Origin of the sequence: Mycoplasma wenyonii, assembly GCF_003265155.1 — a bacterium.
Lineage (GTDB): Bacteria > Bacillota_I > Bacilli_A > Mycoplasmatales > Mycoplasmoidaceae > Eperythrozoon_A > Eperythrozoon_A wenyonii_C.
Map to the genome: position 1 here is coordinate 22,078 of NZ_QKVO01000002.1, position 16,826 is coordinate 38,903.

12 protein-coding genes are annotated in these 16,826 nt (G+C 32.5%); 4 read left to right on the forward strand and 8 right to left on the reverse strand.

The window, feature by feature from the left end; genetic code table 4:
• Positions 1 to 114 precede the first annotated feature (114 nt).
• Complete coding sequence (locus DNK47_RS00915) at positions 115 to 1,005, reverse strand: ATP-binding cassette domain-containing protein (protein WP_309250883.1); 891 nt, start codon at positions 1,003 to 1,005, stop codon at positions 115 to 117.
• A 114-nt stretch (positions 1,006 to 1,119) separates the two neighbouring features.
• Complete coding sequence (locus DNK47_RS00920) at positions 1,120 to 3,306, reverse strand: ATP-dependent helicase (protein ID WP_112665098.1); 2,187 nt, start codon at positions 3,304 to 3,306, stop codon at positions 1,120 to 1,122.
• Between the two features lie 31 nt (positions 3,307 to 3,337).
• Here DNK47_RS00920 and DNK47_RS00925 point away from each other — a divergent pair, with 31 nt between their 5' ends.
• Entirely contained in the window at positions 3,338 to 4,480 is a 1,143-nt protein-coding gene (locus tag DNK47_RS00925) for a hypothetical protein (RefSeq protein ID WP_112665100.1), read from the forward strand.
• Here the strand turns inward: DNK47_RS00925 and DNK47_RS00930 are convergent.
• Together DNK47_RS00930 and mnmA are read right to left on the reverse strand one after the other, a co-directional pair.
• Positions 4,446 to 5,777 carry an alanine--tRNA ligase-related protein gene (locus tag DNK47_RS00930; protein WP_258393882.1) on the reverse strand — a complete coding sequence of 444 codons (1,332 nt, stop codon included), beginning with the start codon at positions 5,775 to 5,777 and terminating at the stop codon, positions 4,446 to 4,448. The genes DNK47_RS00925 and DNK47_RS00930 overlap by 35 nt on opposite strands.
• Before the next feature lie 2 nt (positions 5,778 to 5,779).
• Positions 5,780 to 6,880, reverse strand: a complete 1,101-nt coding sequence (gene mnmA / locus DNK47_RS00935; protein ID WP_112665102.1) for a tRNA 2-thiouridine(34) synthase MnmA — start codon at positions 6,878 to 6,880, stop codon at positions 5,780 to 5,782.
• A 57-nt stretch (positions 6,881 to 6,937) separates the two neighbouring features.
• Here mnmA and ligA point away from each other — a divergent pair, with 57 nt between their 5' ends.
• Entirely contained in the window at positions 6,938 to 8,941 is a 2,004-nt protein-coding gene (gene ligA / locus DNK47_RS00940) for an NAD-dependent DNA ligase LigA (RefSeq protein WP_112665104.1), read from the forward strand.
• Position 8,942: 1 nt separating this feature from the next.
• Entirely contained in the window at positions 8,943 to 10,286 is a 1,344-nt protein-coding gene (gene asnS / locus DNK47_RS00945; protein ID WP_258393883.1) for an asparagine--tRNA ligase, read from the forward strand.
• Here the strand turns inward: asnS and nrdE are convergent.
• Complete coding sequence (gene nrdE / locus DNK47_RS00950; protein ID WP_112665106.1) at positions 10,283 to 12,412, reverse strand: class 1b ribonucleoside-diphosphate reductase subunit alpha; 2,130 nt, start codon at positions 12,410 to 12,412, stop codon at positions 10,283 to 10,285. The two genes, asnS and nrdE, sit on opposite strands and share 4 nt — an antisense overlap.
• A 14-nt stretch (positions 12,413 to 12,426) precedes the next feature.
• Complete coding sequence (gene nrdI / locus DNK47_RS00955; RefSeq protein WP_112665108.1) at positions 12,427 to 12,795, reverse strand: class Ib ribonucleoside-diphosphate reductase assembly flavoprotein NrdI; 369 nt, start codon at positions 12,793 to 12,795, stop codon at positions 12,427 to 12,429.
• A 142-nt stretch (positions 12,796 to 12,937) separates the two neighbouring features.
• Here nrdI and nrdF point away from each other — a divergent pair, with 142 nt between their 5' ends.
• Entirely contained in the window at positions 12,938 to 13,936 is a 999-nt protein-coding gene (gene nrdF / locus DNK47_RS00960; RefSeq protein ID WP_112665110.1) for a class 1b ribonucleoside-diphosphate reductase subunit beta, read from the forward strand.
• A 211-nt stretch (positions 13,937 to 14,147) separates the two neighbouring features.
• Here nrdF and rpmF read toward each other — a convergent pair whose 3' ends face one another.
• Positions 14,148 to 14,315 carry a 50S ribosomal protein L32 gene (gene rpmF / locus DNK47_RS00970; RefSeq protein ID WP_110555157.1) on the reverse strand — a complete coding sequence of 56 codons (168 nt, stop codon included), beginning with the start codon at positions 14,313 to 14,315 and terminating at the stop codon, positions 14,148 to 14,150.
• A 3-nt stretch (positions 14,316 to 14,318) separates the two neighbouring features.
• Positions 14,319 to 16,757, reverse strand: coding sequence for a hypothetical protein (locus tag DNK47_RS00975; RefSeq protein WP_112665114.1), 2,439 nt, complete (start codon positions 16,755 to 16,757; stop codon positions 14,319 to 14,321).
• Positions 16,758 to 16,826: the final 69 nt, after the last annotated feature.

Consider the following 16,826-nt stretch of genomic DNA (forward strand, 5'->3'; position numbering starts at 1 on the left):
ATCTTGGAAAAGATTAGAAAAGTTAAGAGTATAAAGGCTATTAGCTTTAATACAGGATGAGCGGAAGGAACCGAAGCCCCTAACCCACCTATACTCTTAGTGGTTAGACGACTGTTAACTAAAATTTTTGACTAAATTATCTATAGACTCGGCGAGTTCCAATATATTTCTAGGTTGATATTCTCAAAGTCTTTCAAAGTAAGCATTAAAGGCAGATAACTTCTCAATAAAACTAATTACCTTAGGCTTAATTAATTCTTTTGGACAATTTCTGAAGAATGAATAAGTTGGTTGGGTTTTTTGCAACCTTCCTTCATTCAGAAAAAGAGTTGTATCCGTACTTTCAAATATGAAATCCATATTACTAGAAACCAAGATAATAGTTACTTTTTTCTTTTTAAGCTCCTTCACTAGCTCTAAGACTTGCTCTGTGGATTGGGGATCAAGCCCCAAAGTAGGTTCATCAAAAACAATCACCTTTGGCTCAAGAATTAGTATTCCTGCTAAAGTAACTTTTCTCTTTTGACCTCCAGATAGCTTAAAGGGAGAAGAATTAACTAGTTCAAGTGGGAATGACAACTCTGAAAGTATGGCCTTTGCTTTTTCTTCTCATCTTGGAAGTTCATACTTTTGAAGATTAAAGAGAATCTTGGGACCAAAGATTATGTCTTGAAGAACAGTTTCCTTAAAAAGTTGATACTCAGGAAGTTGAAAGACTATTCCAACCTCTCTCCTGATAGCCTTATAATTTTTTAGTTTTGAGTTAAAAAAAAGAATCTTCTCTCCACTAGCATAATAAATGTTGGCTGTCTCAGATCTATGCAATCCATTTAGGTGTTCACAAAAAACACTCTTTCCAGAACCACTGGGGCCAACAATTCCATAAACTTCACCTTTCCGAAATTTAAAGGAAAAAGAATATAGTACCCTCTGACCTTTAAAAGTAGAACTTAGATTATGTACTTCAAGAGCATTAGTAGATTCAATTGTGTGATTTAGTGCAATTTTTTTTTATATCTATATTCTGCTAACCTATCCTTATTCAAATAGATAGCTAAACTGTCTATTCTCTTCATTTGGGAGGCTAATTTTACTCTTTGATTTTAGAGCAATTTTTTACTATAACAAAAGCAAACTTTGTGAGTCCTGAGAAAGATTACTTAATACATTGATTCCATTATTTTTGAAATCCAAAAAGTCTAGCTCTTTAAGAAATTTAGAGACCTTAGGTATTCTATCTCTAAAGCTAAATAATCTATTGGGAACATTCTGTCAAGTCTTGTGATGCATATGCAAATCACTAACTATATAAAGTTCTTTCTTGGCTCTAGTAATACCTACAAACAAAATTCTTCTCTCTTCCTCTATGTCTTGTAAAGTGTCTGCATAATGCTTTGGGAATTTCCCTTCCACTAAGTTCAATATGAATACATAGTCAAATTCACAACCCTTTGCGCTGTGAACAGTAGAGAAATTAAGATATTGGTCTTCTGTGGTGTGGCTCACAAAGTGTTTCACATAAGCCAAAAGTAATTCAAATAATTCTTTCAAGCTAAAGGTTGATTGATTGCTGTAATAGGTCATAACTTTATAAAAATGAGTAATATTTCTTATTGCTTGGTGTTTTTGTCCTGCAATAATCTTCACTAGTTGTTGATTAAGGTTCTCTTTGACTCACTCCAACAAGCCCTCTTGATTCACAATAATTGTTTTAGATTCATTAACTCTGTCCTCTCGAGAGTTACTGTTTTTATATTCAGTTTTTAAAAGCTTTCAAAGCTCTTTAATTTTTTTAATTCACTTTTTGTCTTCCTCAGAAGTTCATCTATTCTCAAAATTAGAAGAAGTTAAGTAATTAAGACTCTTTATTAGATCTTCGGAGTATTCTTCTATTTGCTCATAGAAATAATCTGGTACCTCTTCTCTTCGGAACCAAAACTCAACTATGTATTTAATTGCAAAAGAATCAAATCTAAATTTGAGCGAAAGTAAGCAAACTAAAAAATAACTTTCATAATTTCAAGCTATATGTTTAGAGAAATTAAAGTCTAGGAATTTAATTCCTTTAGATCAAAATCTTTTTCTGAGATTCTTGGTTTCTAAATGAGTTCTAGAGATAATAGCTATTTGATTTAAGTTAATTCCCTTCGATTCCATATTTCTAATAATGGAATATAGTTGTTTAGTAACTCCTCCTTGCTTGTCATTAATTAACCATCGAACTTTATCACCTATCTCATTCTTAGTGTGCATCTCATTAAAGATGTCTTTTTGATTGTTCTTGGAAATTAATTTTTGAGATAACTCCAAGATATTTTGAGTTGACCTATAGTTCTGAGAGAGATTAAAGAATTTAGTAGATAGGTCTATATTGGTCTTGAAATAGTTAAAGATTTCTGGATAAGCTCCTTGGAAACCATATATAGCTTGGTTTGGGTCTCCTACAAAAAAGATATTCTTCTTAGAGCCGGAGATCTGAGCAATAATTATGAGTTGAAGGAAGTTCATATCTTGAAACTCATCAACTAGTATCTTTTCAAATTTAGATTGGATTAATTGTTTTTTGTCTGGATTGTGATCCAGAATATAGTGAAAATAAATAATTAAGTCGTCAAAGTCAAACATCTCTTTTCTATCCAAATAGTCTTGATAGAACTGAAAGACATTTCTAAGTACTCTAATAACTTTGTCTTTCTGGAAACCAGTTAACTTTTCTGTTTTCTTATTAAGTCTTGAAGAAAATCAATCATACTTCAAAACTTTTAGCTGAAAGTTATTAGATAAATAGTTTTCTATCTTGTTTCTAGAAATAGAATTTTCAGTCTCTTCTAAAACTATCTCGTGAATATATTGCTTAAATAAGTTATCAATGTCATCCCCGCAAACTATCTCTACTTGTTTTCTTATCTCTTCCTCAAGAAAAAAGAATCTCTCTCTGCCTTCTAATATAGATAGTCTGTTAATTTCTTGCTTTAAGAGCTTGGAAAGATCTTTCTTTAACTCTGTTTCTAAAAACTTCTTGCAGATAGAATGAAGGGTTCCAGCATATTCAAACTCTCTTTTTGCCTTTACAAACTTGTTAATTCTTTTTTTTATCTCAATAATTCCCCTATTTGTATAAGTAACTAAAAGTATCTTTCTTGGTTCTATCTTTTGAGAGAGATAAAAACCAATTTTCTCGATAATTACAAAAGTTTTGCCGGAACCTGGTCCTGCAATTATTCCTACATTCTTCTTTTCATTGAATTTGATTGCATTTAACTGTTGTTTGTTGGGGGTTTGTTGTGAAATTAAATTAAAAGACACTATTTAATCTTTCTCCTGTAATAGCTTTTAAATGTTTTATCTAAACGAGAAGAACATTAAGGAATATACAGTAGTTGGTTATCTAGTCTCTGAGAAATTTAAGACTCAAGTAAGACCTAAGTTACTCCAACTAATTAAAGATAAATGAATTGAGCAAGGAAGTTTAACTTCATTGTTTTTAACAGGTACAAAAATAGTAGAGCCATTAAGTTCTAAGTTGGACCCAGAAGCCTTACAAAAAATAACTAAGTATTCTAGCTATTTAGGAAAATGAAGTGAATTCTTTTTGGAGAGATTAGTAGATCTTTGAAAAAAGAAAAAATACACTCACTGAGAAAAAATTGAGCTTAAGGAAAACTGAGAAATAGTTAAGCATGCCACTGAAGAGAGTAGAAAATACTTTGCTTCCAAAAAAAGTAAATCAACTAATTGGGTTTGATTCTGAGAGTTAAGTAATCTATCTGCAGACTATAAGTACTCATTCTTTTTTGAACAAGAAGAGTTCAAGAACAATGAAGACTTTGAACTTTTCACAGTTATCATGAATCACTTTAAGTCTTTTTTGCCCCATTTTGAAAGTTGCATAAGCTGAAATAAATTCACTAAGTTACATAGACTCAAGAGCTCAGAGGAACACAAACAAGAATGTGAGATCACTAGATGAGAATTTGACTTCTTTGGGCTAGAAAATCAAGAGCTTGTAGAGCTTAAATTTCACAAAAAAACTTGAGATATTAATTGAGTATGGCAAGTTTTAATTTACTCTTATCTCTTAGACTTCTATTACGACATTAGGGTCAAAAGTATAAGAATTATTAATACCTTCACTGGAGAACAACTTTCTTTTTCTCTTTCTGATCTTTTTATAGAAGGTGGAGAGGAAGCTTTCTATAAAATGATGAAACTTGAAATCTCTGATTACGAAAAACTCAAATTTATGAACAGAATACTAGCTTGCTTTAAGGATTGAACTGAAAATCCTAATTTAAAAGAGATAATCTCCAATAACTTCTTTTGTGAGCTTGAAGACCTAAATATCCCTAAATACCACCAATTCATCACTCAACTAAATGAAAATAGATCGAAAGCTGACTTCTTATCTAATATTCACTCTCCGAAGTGAGTTTGAGAAGAATGAACTAAGTTTTCAACTCAAAAGCAGCAGAAAATTTAGTATTCTTTGATTTTTGAGAGTGTTGTTCCATTAATTCTTTAAATATTTCCTCTGAGAATTTCACTTGCTTTTCTCCCAATATCTTCTTAATAACTGGAAGAGGAGCCCCTTCCCTTTCAACTAAAGTAAAGAGTTGTTCTTCTAAATTATCAGTGCTTTTAGAGAGAATTAAATTTATTTGCTTTTGAGTTCTGTTCAATACTTTTTGAAAAGAAGAACCTTCCTTTAATAACTCTGACAACATCTCTGGATATTTTGGTTTTAGATAGGAATAGAGTTCAGAAACTAAATCTAAAGCTTTTCAAAGTAACTTAGCTAATGCTATCTCTAAATCTTTGATGTCCAGTAGATAGAGGGAGACAAATACTCTTCTCATTAACTTTCTGAGAACATAACCTCTCCCTTTGCCCGAAGGAGTTAAGCCCTCTCCTAATAGTATTGTTAAAGTTCTTAGGTGGTCTGAGACTATTTGAAATTGTGCGCTAGTCTCAATTGCTTCAGTGTTGTATTTCTTGCGAGAAAGACTTTCAATTTCCCTAATTATTGGATAAAACAAAGAGCTGTAAAAGACATTTTTAGAGCCCTCGAGAATAGAAATAACTCTTTCAAGTCCAGCCCCAGTATCTATATTCTTATTCTTTAGCTCTATATACTGACCTTTTTCTGCTCAATATTGACTGAATACAATGTTTCAAATCTCTATATATCTTTCATTATCTATAGATTCTTGAAGTAACTTTAAGCCTTGGCTTTTAGGATCAAATTCAATTCCTCTATCGAAATAAATTTCTGTACAAGGACCACAAGGACCCTCTCCAACTTCCCAGAAATTAGCCTTATCTAGTCTCAAAATCCTAGTTTCTTGTCCCAATAGTTCTCTTCAGATGGCCTCGCTTTCCTGATCATCCTTGTGAACAGTAATAACTAATTTACTTAAATCAAGATTCAAAACTTGATCTAGAAACTCTACAGCATATCCAATTGCCTCTTTCTTAAAGTAAGAACCCACTGAAAAGTTTCCCATCATTTCAAAATAAGTGCTATGTCATCCATCTTTCTCAATACTCTCTATATCTACTGTTCTTATTACCTTTTGAACACTAGTAAAAGACTCACAAACTCTCTCTTCTCCCTTAGAAATAAAAGCTTTCTTAAGAACACATAGACCTGCATTTACAAATAAAGTAGATTTGTCTTCTTCTGGAGGAATTACTGAATGTGACTCAATTACCTTATGTCCTTTAGACTCAAAAAATTGAATCCAACTATCTCTTAAGCTTTTTGCTGTTAACTTCAAGGTTACAAAGATTTATGGTAAGTCCCAGACCCTAAACATCGTTTCTTATCAATGGAGTAGAAAACTACATACTGTCCAGGAGTTGAAGCAACACAAGACTGATGAGATAATTCCATTAAATCATTATCAATTGTTACTATCTTTCCAGACAAAAAACTTGCAGTGTGCTTGAACTTAACAAAAACCCTTTCGCCCATTTTAGGAGAGCTGTTAATTCAATGAAGATTATTAATTAAACAGCCCTTCTTAATTAAATATTTGTGTTTAACGCTCTCTCTACAAACTAATAGAGTTGAGTCTAAAAGTTCTTTCCCACACACATAATATTTTTCAGTTTGTCCTGAAACACATGTTCCTTTTCTTTGATTTATCGAATAATAGCAAAGGCCTTTATGCTGACCTAATTCCACAGATCTTTCTACATCTATTATTTGCCCTTCTTTTCCCTTGATATAGGATGAAACAAAGGAACAAAACTCTCTCTTTCCAATAAAACAAATTCCTGTACTACTCTTTTTATCTCAATTAGGTAATCCTTTTTCTTTGGCTAGCTTCCTTACTTCCGCTTTGCTTTCAAACTCACTTAAGGGGAAGACAATCTCTTTTAATTGGTCTTGAGTTAATCTAGAGAGAAAATAAGTCTGATCTTTTTTAGGATTCTTACAAGTCTCTAAATAATAGGTTCCATTTTCTTCTGTAACTCTAGCATAATGGCCTGTAGCCAATTTAATATTTGAGCCAAATTCCTTCTTAACAGTATCTAATAAAACTCCAAACTTTATCTTGGAATTACAACCTAAATCTGGATTACCAATGAGATTTTTCTCAAAATCAAAAATATAAGGTTTAAAAACATAATCCCAATATTCTTTGGTGAAGTTGTAAATATATAAAGGTATTCCCAAAAAGTCTGCTACTTTCTTTGCCATTTCACTATCTTTTTGCCCTTGACAGTTACCTTCTACATCAGACTCATTAAGTTGCCTATCTCAATTGTGCATATACACCCCAATAACTTCATAGCCCTGTTGTTTTAAAAGATAAGCAGTTACTGAGGAATCAACTCCCCCAGACAAAGCAACTACAATTCTCTTTCCTTCCATTTCCTGAAAATAATATAGGTTTATTTAATTAATTATTAAAGGCTTTTTTATTAATACATGGAAGAGAAAGAGCAACTAAAGAAATTTAAGGAACTAATAAAGAGCCAGGAAGAAGCCTACTACAAGGGAGAAGAAACTATACCAGATGAGCTATACGACTTCAAGCTAAGAAAGCTAAAAGCTCTAGGAGTTGATACAGCTAATCTTCCGATTGGACAGGTTCACTCTGAAAAATCCCACCTTAAGCATACTCACTTATTCCCAATGCTCTCTCTTGATAATGCTTTTAATGAGGCAGAACTCAATAAATTCTTTGAGAATCACCTAAAAGAATTAGGGGACTCTTGCTCTCTTGAATACTTTATTGAACCTAAGGTAGATGGAGTTAGTATCAGCTTACATTACAAAAATGGTCAGTTGGTTGAAGCTTTGAGTAGGGGTGATGGGAAAATGGGAGAGAGTCTCATTGGACATATCAGAGAGATGAGCTCCATCCCTAAGACTATTGATTATTCCTCAGAACTCTTAGTTAGAGGGGAAATATTCATTACTGACTCAGACTTTAGGGAAATACAAGCCTCAACTCAAGAGAATCAAAGACAGTTCATTAGTTCCAGAAACTATGTTGCAGGAGCCTTAAGGCTCAAGGAAACTCAATTAATTAGTGAGAAAAAACTCTCCTTCTGTGGTTATCAAGTTTTATTCCCTGACAACAACACTTCCTTAGCAAAACAATCTGATGCAATTGAATTACTTAGATCCCTTCACATTCCGACCCACCAAAAAGAACTAACTCTTATCAGCTCTAATATGTCTGAGATCTGAATTTTCCTTAAAAGCTTTGGGGAAAAGAGAGAAAACTTGGAATTACCAAATGATGGCTTAGTACTTAAGTTAAATCCAACCTCCTTTTACTCCAAGATAGGAAGTACATCTAAATTTCCTAAATGAGCTATAGCTTACAAATATCCTAGCCTGATTAAGGAAACTATATTAGAAAAAATAGAAGTTACTGTAGGTAGAAGTGGAAGAATTACCTATCTAGGTAAATTAACTCCTGTATTCATTAATGGAAGTTGAATAAATTATGTTTCTCTACATAACTTTGACAACATTAAGAAACTAGGACTTAAGGAGGGAATGAAAGTTCAAGTTTATAAATCTGGTGAAGTAATTCCTCAGATACTAGGAAAAGCTAAAGATACTTCATCAGAATTCGAAGGAAAAGAGTTTCAATTAATAGAACATTGTCCTTGTTGCAATTCTCTTCTAATCTTTAAAGAAGGTAACAAGTTGCAATACTGTCTAAATCCAAATTGTGAGCAAAAAGAGATTTGTAAGATCTGTCATTTTGCCTCAAAAGCCGGACTTGATATCGAAGGCCTATCAGAAAAAACTATCACTAAATTATTTAAGGAAGGGATTTTGAAGAATATACTAGATATCTACTCTTTACACCAACACAAAGAAAGAATATTCCAAGTTGAATCTTTAAACATTAAAGATAAATCCTTTAATAACTTAATTACCTCCATAGAAAATAGCAAGAAAGTAACTCCCAACAAATTGTTATCTGGATTAGGGTTAGAACATCTGGGCCCAGAAGTTATTAAGTTACTTCTTAATAAATTCCAATCTATAGATAAGATATTCGAAGCTCCTGAATATGAACTCACAAAAATTGTTGGAATAGGTCCTAAAGTTTCATGCTCTCTAAAAGAGTGAATCTCTAAGGAGGAAAATGTGTTTATTCTTTCAGAGCTTAAGAAGTTAGGTTTCCAATTTGAACTATCTAACCCTGAAACTGCAATCTCCCTAGAAAACAAAAATCACTATTTATACGGCAAAACTGTGTTAATAACAGGAAGCTTTAGTGTAAGTAGATCTCAGCTCCAAGAACAATTAACTAAAAAATTCAATCTGAAATTCAAATCTAGTTTTTCTAATGAGATTAACTATTTATTGGCTGGAGAAAGTCCAGGCTCTAAACTCCAACAAGCAATAAATGCTAATATTCCAATAATTTACAGCTCAGAAATTGAAAGCTTATTAACCCCTTAAGTTGAAGAACTTAAAAAGTTCTATTAGTGCTTTTCTAGAAGATTCAGATAATCTAGACCTAGCTCAACTGTATTCTCTTAAAGGTTGAGTGAGATCTATTCAAAAATTCAACTCAATTGGTTTTGTCTCTCTCAATGATGGAAGTAATCTAAGTGGAATACAATTGGTTTCTTCTCCTGAGCTAATTCAAGAAAAAGACTTAGCTCTTGGAGATGCTATTCAAGTTGTTGGTTATCTCAAGAAATCTCGTGGAAAAGAACAGGAATGAGAATTCAAAGTAGAACAACTGGAAGTTCTCAAAAAAAGTGATAAAGATTTTCCTATTATTCCCACCAAGCTTTCTCTAGATTTCTTAAGAACGCAACAATTAGTTAGACATAGAACTTCAATATTTCAAGCAGTATCAATAATTAGGAAAGAATTAGTTCAATCAATTCATACATTTTTGTATGAAAATCACTTCTTTCCTTGCTTTGCCCCTATCTTAAGTACTAACTCTTGTGAAGGAGGCGCTGAATTATTTAAGTTAGATTCTGATGGTGCCGATTTCTTTAAAAAAGACGAGATTCTATTGAGTGTTAGTGGTCAATTTTACTGCGAAACTATCTCAAATGGTCTAGGAAGAAGTTATTCTTTTGGTCCTACTTTTAGATCAGAAAAGTCTAATAGTAGTGCTCACCTTGCAGAATTCTGAATGATAGAGTTGGAAATGGCTTTTACTAACCTACTTCAACTAATTGAGTTGGTATACAACTTCTTTATCTATCTAATTAAGAAAGTACTTCATAACTGTAAAGATTGTCTAGAAGAGCTATCTAATAAATTATTAGGAGATCGACAACTACTTATTGAAAAATTAGAAGGAATTGCTTCTAGTAAATATATAACTCTTAGTTACTCTGAAGCAATAGAGATATTAAGTCAAACTAAAGATATCTCTTGAGGATATGAGATAAGCAAGGAAGATGAAAACTTTTTACTTTCTAAGTTAAATACAAAGATTTTGTTTGTAACTAACTATCCTTCAAGTCAAAAGCCTTTTTATATGAAAATGTCTGAAGATAAAAAGATTACCTATTCTTTTGATATGCTGGTCTCAGAGGTTGGGGAATTAGCAGGTGGTTCTGAAAGAGAAGATAGTCTAGAGATACTAAATCAAAAAATTAAAGAACAAGGTTTAAATCCTAAAGAGTTAGAGTGATATTTAAGCCTAAGAAAGTTTGGATATGCTTCTTCTGCGGGAATGGGAATGGGGTTTGAAAGACTCTTAATGTTTGTGACTGGACTAAAGAATATAAAAGATTCTTCTGTATTCCCTAGATCCTATTCGCAACTATCTATTTAAGCTTGGCAAGCTGTACATTCTGTTGGTTGTAGGTTCTTAGTTCTAACATAGTACAGAGACTTAAGCCCTTTATGGTGAGCATAAAGATACAACTTAACTAAATCTCTGGTGGTTGAGTTATTAGTTACATATAAGACAGTAGAAATTCCTTGATCCACATGTTCTTGGATGGTAGCGGACAAATCAATTAATTTCTTTTGATCTATAAGATAAGCAGACTTATATAGGTGATAGTTGTCTTTATTTAAGAATGGCATTGGGAAATAAGTGATAGAGCTTCCATACATTCTTGTTTCGATGGGAGAAATAATTGGTTGAATTGAGGCAGTGGCTCCTTGGAGGTAGCTAATGCTTTGAGTTGGGGCTACTGCTAACCTATAGGCATTGTAAAGTCCATTTTGCTTTACTTTCTCCTTTAATTTGGCTCAATCTTTTTTTGTAGGTAATTTCATATTTTTAAACATTTCTATAACTTTTGGGCTTTTAGGTAAATAGGATCTGGTGATGTATTTCTCGAAATATGCTCCTGTATAGTAATCAGTATTTTCAAATTCCTTGAAACTAATCTTTTTTTCCTTAGCTATTCTAGAGCTAGCTAATAAAGAGTAATAATTAAGAGCTGCGAAAAAGACATTAGCAATTTCCTGTGTTTCTGGAGAGTCATATTCCAATCCATTCTTGAGTAAAAGTCCAGTAAAGTTAAGAACTCCTAATCCTACTGACTTGAATTCCTCATTAGCTTTTCTAATGCTAGGAGCATTGGTAATAGAAGTGAGATCACTGACTGCACTTAAAGCTCTCATAGACAAATCAGCAATTTCTTCTAGATTCCCGTGTTCAAAAACATTAACCAAGTTCAAAGAGGCTAAATTACAAGACACATCATTTCTGATGATGTCTCCTAATCCATAATCTCCTATAGTTGAGCTCTCTTGATTTTGGAAAATCTCTGTACAAAGGTTACTCATCTTGATTTTTCCTATATTTTTTAGGGGATTCTTTCTATTGGCATTGTCAATAAAGATTACATAAGGATATCCTGATTCAAATTGAATCTGAGCTATCTTAGTTAAAACAGCCCTAGCAGACAATTCTTTCTTTAAAAGTGAGTCATCATTAGCTAAGATATCGTACCAATAATTAAAGTCCAGATCTGGTAAGGAGAGTCTATATTTCTGATAGATAGTATTGGGTTCAAAAATAAAGAAGTTCTTATTCTCAGTGGCTAATTGAAGAAACTTATCAGGAACAATTAATCCGATTGATAGAGTTTGAATTCTTGACTTTTCATCAGCATTAATCTTCTTGCAGTCTATGAAATCAATTAAGTCATAGTGAAAGATATTTAGATATACAGCACCGCTCCCTCTTCTCATTCCCAATTGATCCGCATAATCAAACACATTCTCAAGTATCTTTAGAACAGGAAAGATTCCTGAAGCTGTACTGTCAATTTGTTTAATAGCCGCCCCTCTTCCCCTTAGCTTACTTAAATTGATTGCAACTCCTCCTCCTATCTTGGAAAGTTGCATAGATGTAGAGATTATGTAATTAATAGAGTTAATGGAGTCTTCTGCCTCGAGCAAAAAACAAGAAACTAACATTCCTGATCTTTTTTTTCCAGCATTTGAGAAAGTTGGAGTGGCTGGTTGATAAATCTGTTTAATAATTAAATCTGCTATTCTTTGAGCTAGTTGAAAATTTCCATCAGCTAAAAAAAGTGATGTTGCAATAACTCTATCTTCATAACTTTCTAGTATGTATTTTCCGCAATTGCTTTTGAGCGCAAAACTCTCAAAGAACTTAGAAATTGAAATATAGCTTTTTCACTGAAAACCAACTTCATAAACCTGTTCAGTTAGCCGATTTATTTCATCCTCACTATATTTCTCTATTAACTGAGAGAGATAGTATTCAGTCTCAATTAATCACTTAATTCGCTCATATCCCCTCTTCTTGTGAGAATACTTTTCATGCTCAGCAATGTATTTCTGATACTCTTGGATAGCAAGATTATCTTTTTCAAGGCAAAAGAATCCATCTTCTCCTTGAAGAGTTACTTGATTATTAAAGATCAAAGAGTTATAGTAGGAAGGGTTTGTGATTTTTTGAGATTTGTTAATCAAGGTTGAGCTTTTACTTAATGAAGATTTAGATTTTTCAGTGTCTCCTTAAATTCTGAAATTAACTGTTTGTTTCCTCCAAGGTCAAACTTTTGAAGGATAGGTACATTGTATTTTTGACTAATTAGAGTTACTGCATTGCAGAAATTCTTTCCAAAGTTTATATTTCCGCTTCCTGCCACACCTACTAATAAATTGTGATTATTTGAAAGAAAGCTTTCTACAATAGAAGGAACTTGCCCATAACCATCTGTGTAAGTGAAGATAACAAATTGTTTTGTAGCTATCTCTTCCCCAGTTAATAATTTATGTACGTCTTTAAATCCTAATTTGGAAACTATTTGTTCTACTCTTCCAGTTCTGCTGGCATATCAAAGTTCAATCAAAAAAGCTTAAATTTTTGAGATTTATTTTGAGTTTTTTATAGGCTTTTTAGGCTAAATTTGTCAAGCAGTAAACTAAATTTTAGCTTGGTTTTCAGCCCCAAAAAACTACCCAAAAAAGCTTATAAAATCATTCTAGTTTAGTATGGACAGAATCTGCAAAAACCTTAGTTCTATAGACTGCTGAGAGGGGGTAAATTGGAATGAAATTAGTTGCAAATTTAACAAAGAATTTTGAGATCAAAATGTGAGACAATTTTGAGTTGATGAAGAAATCCCTTTGAGTGGAGATAAGTTAATCTGACAATCTAAGTTATCTAAAGATGAAAAAGATGTTTATATAAAGGTTCTGGGTTCACTGACTCTCTTAGACACTCATCAAGGGGCAATTGGGATGAATCGAATCTGTCTAGCAGTACCTGATTTACCTACCAAGGCTGTTCTTCAATTTATGGGGATGATGGAACAAATGCACGCGAAGAGTTATTCCTCTATCTTCTGTACCTTATTAAGTACTGAAGAAATTAATGAACTATTTGATTGGGTCAAGAAGGAACCGACTCTTCAAAAAAAAATCAAGATTGTTGTTGAATACTACGAAAGTATTAAAGATGCGAAGAGTCTTTATATGGCAATGGTTGCTTCAGTATTCTTGGAATCTTTCCTTTTCTATTCAGGATTCTTCTATATGCTTTATCTTTCTTCCCAAGGGTTAATGATTAACAGTGGTGAAATCATTAATTTAATAATCAGGGATGAAGCGATTCACGGTCTATATGTTGGTAATTTAGCCTCTAAGCTTTTTGAAACTTTTGACTTAAGTGAGCAAGAGAGTCTCAAAGAAGAAGTCTACAAATTACTAGATGTCTTAATGGAGAATGAGATCAAATATACCCAAAAGATCTATAAGGCTTTAAATCTAGTGGATGAAGTTCTTAAATTCCTTGAATACAATGCCAATAAAGCATTGCAAAATCTAAATCTTGATGACAAATATGAGGTAACTGAAAAAGACATTAATCCAATGATTTTCAATGGATTAAATACTTCTACTAAGAATCATGACTTTTTCTCCACTAAAGGCAATGGTTATATCAAAACTACTCAAGTTGAAATGATTCAAGATGAAGACTTTATTTTTTAGCCCTTATTACTTAAGTACTAGTTAAATTTTTTAGCGAAATACAGCGAATATTATGAAGATAGCTAGTCCAACAGCAATGAAGAAAGTGAATCAAATCTTATAAAGATCTCTAGACCCTTTTTTATCTACTACTTTTCTATATAAATAAGCATCTACTCTATATTTCTTAAATAAAACAGAAAATTTCTTGAACTTGTCTTCTATGTAGGGATTAAAAAATCTTCTTATTTCTGTATTGACCACACTTACAAATTCTATGTAATCTAACTTGCTCTGCGCACTTTGGACACTTCATTAACGGAGCTAAAGAATAGATGCCAGCATGAGAATTTCTCATACCTTTTCTAGACTTTGAAACCCGTCTTGGAGATACTGCCATTTCCTACGATGAAGAAATTTTAAATTTTTTAAAGAGTAGAGAGCCTGCGCCGGCAATTACTCCTGCGCCGGCCCCCACACCACTAATAATTACCGGAAGGAAAGAATTAGAGTTCATTCAACTTACCTCAGAATCTTTTGAAGATAAGAAGGAAGAGCTGGATGAAGATGAATAATATCTAGAAGATCTTCTATTATCTCTTCAACTATCAGAATCTCCAGACCCAGAAGTATTACTCTTATTTCACTTAAATTTTGTCTTGCCAACTAATGAAACTCCTTCGTAAGTTTTGTCTGAGGCTTGAACTTGTTTAATTTTTTGATCTCCTTTGTATTCCACTTCAATTTCTAGTGCATTATTGTCTTCAAATACTTTGGTAAATGTGAAGTCAGATAGTGAAATGCCTACTTTTTCCTTTCCAACATTAGAGATATTAAATAGATTAGGGTATTCGCTGTAGGGAGTTGACTTACCTCAATTGTGTTTGAAGTTTTGAACTAGATAGTTTTCTTTAACTCCTTGAACAGTTATTTCTGTAGTTCTGTAGTAATCTAATCAGTCCGATGGTACTGAACTTTTTAGCTTCTTTGGTTTCAAGATATACTTTTCAGTTCCACTAAATAGGTCTTTTTCTTTAAGTTCAAGTTGCATATTCTCTCAGAAATACTTACCAATCTTGTGAGAATTTTGTTCACTAATTACCTTTTCAATAGGAGTCGTAAGATCTTTTCTGGTGTATTTTTCTTTCTTAAACAAAGGTAATTTCAATAAATTAGATAGTTCTACTTTTTTGGTTTTTCCTTCAAGAAAGTCAAAGTATTCTACAGTGGCTGATTCACTAAGATCTGTTCCCGTAATCTTAAGCTCCAATAATTGATTGAATTCTTCGGGTAGATTGATTAGCTTGGTTTCAGGATCACTCTCTTTCTTGCTAACTAAAAAAAAGAATTTTTGTAGAAGTTCTTTGTTTTTTAGCTCTGAATAGTAAAAGTTATGTAGATCTTCTTGGTCCAACAATAATCCATATAACAAGCTAAATCTTGAGGCAACTATTGAAAGATTTACTTTATAGGTGAATTCTTTCTTGCCTGTTGAGGAATTCAGCTTAATATCTGGATTGTCTGAGTAAACTGCTAGTTCGAAGTTTGAGAATGTACCTACATCTGCTGATCTAAAACCTAGGTCTTCTTGGAACTCAAATTTTTCTGATCTCAAAACATCTCCAATTGTGAAGGCTTGCTCATATTTCTTATCTCTGTACTTAAATTTCATCTTGAACTTTAATTTGGTACTGATCTTGAAAAAAGCTTCAATATTCTTTACTTTTTGATAGTCTATGTAGAAAGAAAGTTGGAATTTCTTTTTTGCAAATCTATCTCTGTGAGTATCCTCTATTAACTTAATTTCAGGGACAAATAGGTTGTCATAGTCCACATATCACAAATTCTTTTCTTCACTAGCTTTATTTACTTGATATTTGGCCGGTCTATCTAAAGTTCAATCACCAAGAGAATAGAAGTAATAATGAGTAGTTCAAGCATCAGGATATTTGTATTTATACCCAACTAATCCAGAGGAATAAATTCTTCTGTTTTGATGTCTATAAAAGTAGGAACCAAAATTCAATAAATCAATTCTGTTACATTGAGAGTCAAAGCCCTCTTCTACTGCTCTTCTCGCTACTCTTAATTCATCATCTTCACTTTCTCCAAGTTGAGAACAATTCTTGTGCTTTCCTCTTTCATAGTGATATACATCACTTCATCTAACAAAATTAGGTTTCAGATTTCCATATACCACTTGAGAAATTACATTATTAGACTTCTTCAGTTCCCCGTTCTTTCAATAGCCTGAATAGATAGAAATAATAGGACTCATTAGAAAGGCTAAGTCTAGTTCAATTCTCTTGTTGTGCATTTCAAAAGAATTTTCAATATTCTTTGGAAGATCTAGATTCAGAATATTTCTTAATGTATGTGAAGAGCCTCCTCCATTTATTCAGTTGATATGCAAAGATTCATCTTTCTGCGGATATTTATAGACAGAAGTTCAAAGATATTTGTAGTGCTTTGAGTGAGTTAGATTATTAAGTCAATTTTCCTTGTAACTTCCTTCTTTACTCTCTTTCTCGAAGTTATAGTCTCTCTTATCAAAAACTAATATCTCTTCGTCATATTCATATTTGTCTAGATATTTTCACTCAGAAATTCTCTTATAGTATTGGTCAAAAATTATTAAGTCAACTGGAAGTGATAGTTCCTTTTTAGGTTGAGAGATTAATCTTTCAGGGGAGTGGGAAGAAAGTCCATAAGTCTCTATGTGTTTTTGATTTTTAGCTTGATTCTCTTCAACAATCTTGTTGTAGTCAACAGTTAATTCTCCTGCTGGCTTGATTGCGGCCATCATAGCCGCTTGAAGACCATAAAAAGTCTTTGTACCCATAACCTTTTAAGGTATTGATTGCTAAATGCATTAACTTAATTGGCTCTGGTCCTGAAAATAGCATAAATT